The 1,963-nt window shown below is 63.1% G+C and carries 1 protein-coding gene and 1 pseudogene (1 of these 2 cut by a window edge); one reads left to right on the top strand and one right to left on the bottom strand.

All coding sequences use genetic code 11. The annotated features are described in order from the left end of the window. A pseudogene (locus E5W70_RS28405) lies at positions 1–336 on the top strand (MFS transporter); the annotation flags it as partial. A 17-nt stretch (positions 337–353) separates the two neighbouring features. Here the strand turns inward: E5W70_RS28405 and E5W70_RS28400 are convergent. Beyond that, positions 354–1,963, bottom strand: the 3' portion of a protein-coding gene (locus E5W70_RS28400; protein WP_292664627.1) for a M23 family metallopeptidase. Its footprint extends 349 nt past the window's final position; only the last 1,610 of its 1,959 coding nucleotides appear in the window; its start codon lies off the right edge, out of view — the gene reads right to left on this strand; the stop codon is at positions 354–356.

Genomic DNA, 1,963 nt, shown 5'->3' with positions numbered 1-1,963 from the left:
GACAAGGATACGGGTGCGGCCTCGGGCATCAACAACGCCGTCTCGCGCATCGGCGGCCTGATCGCCGTGGCGGCGATGGGATCGCTGGCGGCCTGGGTTTATGCTGGCGTGCTCGGCACCGAAACCGGCTCCGGGATTCCGGGCTTCGGCGAACCGCCGTCCGCCGGCCTGGCGCCCGGCCTCGATGCGGCACGACTTGCCGCCAGCGACGCGGCATTCGCGGCCGTTGCCGCGGTGACCGCGCTGCTTTGCCTGCTTTCGGCAATCACCGCGTGGACGACGGTTTCCGGCGAGCGGCTGCCATGGGCGCGCGACACGGCGAATCAGCAGAGCTGACGACGAAAAACGTCGACTCAGCCTTCGATCTTGGCGCTCGCTACCTTCAACTGATTGCTGTCTTCCTGCTTGAGCAGGTCGTCGATGCGTTCGCGCTCGCGCTTGAAGGCGACGAGGTCGTCGCCCTTCAGCGTCTTGCCGACCGGCAGGCGGACGCGCATCGAATCGACCTTGGTGCCGTTGACGATCAGTTCGTAATGAAGATGCGGACCGGTGGACAGGCCGGTTGAGCCGAGATAGCCGATAACCTGACCCTGGCGAACGCGAACACCCGGCTCGACGCCTTTGGCAAAGGCGCTCTGGTGATTGTAGGACGTCTCGTAGCCATTGGCGTGACGCAAGATGATCTGCTTGCCATAGCCGCCGGCCCAGCCGGCCTTTTCGACGACGCCGTTGCCCGCGGCAATGATCGGCGATCCCACGGGAGCTGCCCAGTCGGTGCCGGTGTGCATTTTCACATACCCCAAAATGGGGTGGCGCCTGGCACCGAACCCGGACGTAAACCGGCCATTGGGTAAGGGATTGCGCAGCAGAAACTGCTGGGCGCTGCTGCCGTTTTCGTCGAAATAGTCGGTGCTGCCGTCCTGCATCTGGAAACGGTAGAAATTTCGCGTCGTGCCGCCGAAAGTCGCGGAGACGTAAAGCAGCTCGGATTCGTCGGACGCCTGGTCGTCGCCATCGGGCTGCGAGAACAGCACCTCGATGCGGTCCGTAGGATTGAGGCGCGACTGAAAGTCGACACTGGATGCCAGCAACTTGATCAGCCGTTGCGTCATCGCCTTGGACATGCCGTAGGAATAGGCGGTGCGGTAGATGCCGTCATAGATGTTCGGCAGATTGCCGCGCACTATGGGCGCAGGCGAATCGTCGAATGCCGTCAGCAATTCGGGATTTGGCTCCGGCTCCTGCGCCGGCACGTACTGATCGTGGTCGTCGAGCGCGATGGTGACGATGTGCTGGGTCCTGTCGTAAACGCTGGTGCGAACGATCTTGGCGGCGTCGCCATGGACCTCGAGCCCAACGCGCAGCACGGTTCCTGCCTTGAGGGCCGTGGCATTCAGCAATTTGGCGATCGCCTCGGCCATGCCGGTGGCATCCTCGCCGGTATAGCCCGAATCAGCGAAGGCCTCGGCAATGTCGAGATCCTTGGTGAAGGGGATGATTTCCTCGGCGAAGGCCGGCGCCTGGTCGTCGATGGCGGCACGCGGCGACACCGAGACGTTTTCCGGGACGATCTTGACGTCATAGGAGCCAGCCATGCTTTCGGCGAAGCCGTCACCAAATCGCTGCGGGTCGACATAATGCAGCGAAGCGACCTGGACAGCGCCGTCGCTCAGATCGGTGCCAGCCTCGCGCACGACCTTTTCCACCTCGTCGGCAGAAAGGTCGCTCTTTTCGTCGAAGGCCGCTGTCTCGATCGGGAAATCGACGGTCTTCAAGCTCATCTCGCTTTCGACCTTGGCGCCATAGATCTGGCTGGCGATGGCGGCTGCCGGCTGGGCGGCATTGTCGTCGCCATTGCCAAACACCTGCATCGGGTCGAAAGGCGGATAGGCCCGGCTGGTCGTGTGACCGGCGGCAAGCGCCATCTTGATCTGCACGAAAGGCATGGTGTGGATGACGTCGC

This window comes from Mesorhizobium sp. (genome assembly GCF_005063415.1).
GTDB lineage: Bacteria > Pseudomonadota > Alphaproteobacteria > Rhizobiales > Rhizobiaceae > Mesorhizobium.
The sequence above is the reverse complement of the archived record's forward strand: the minus strand, read 5'-3'. Positions and strand labels throughout refer to the sequence as shown.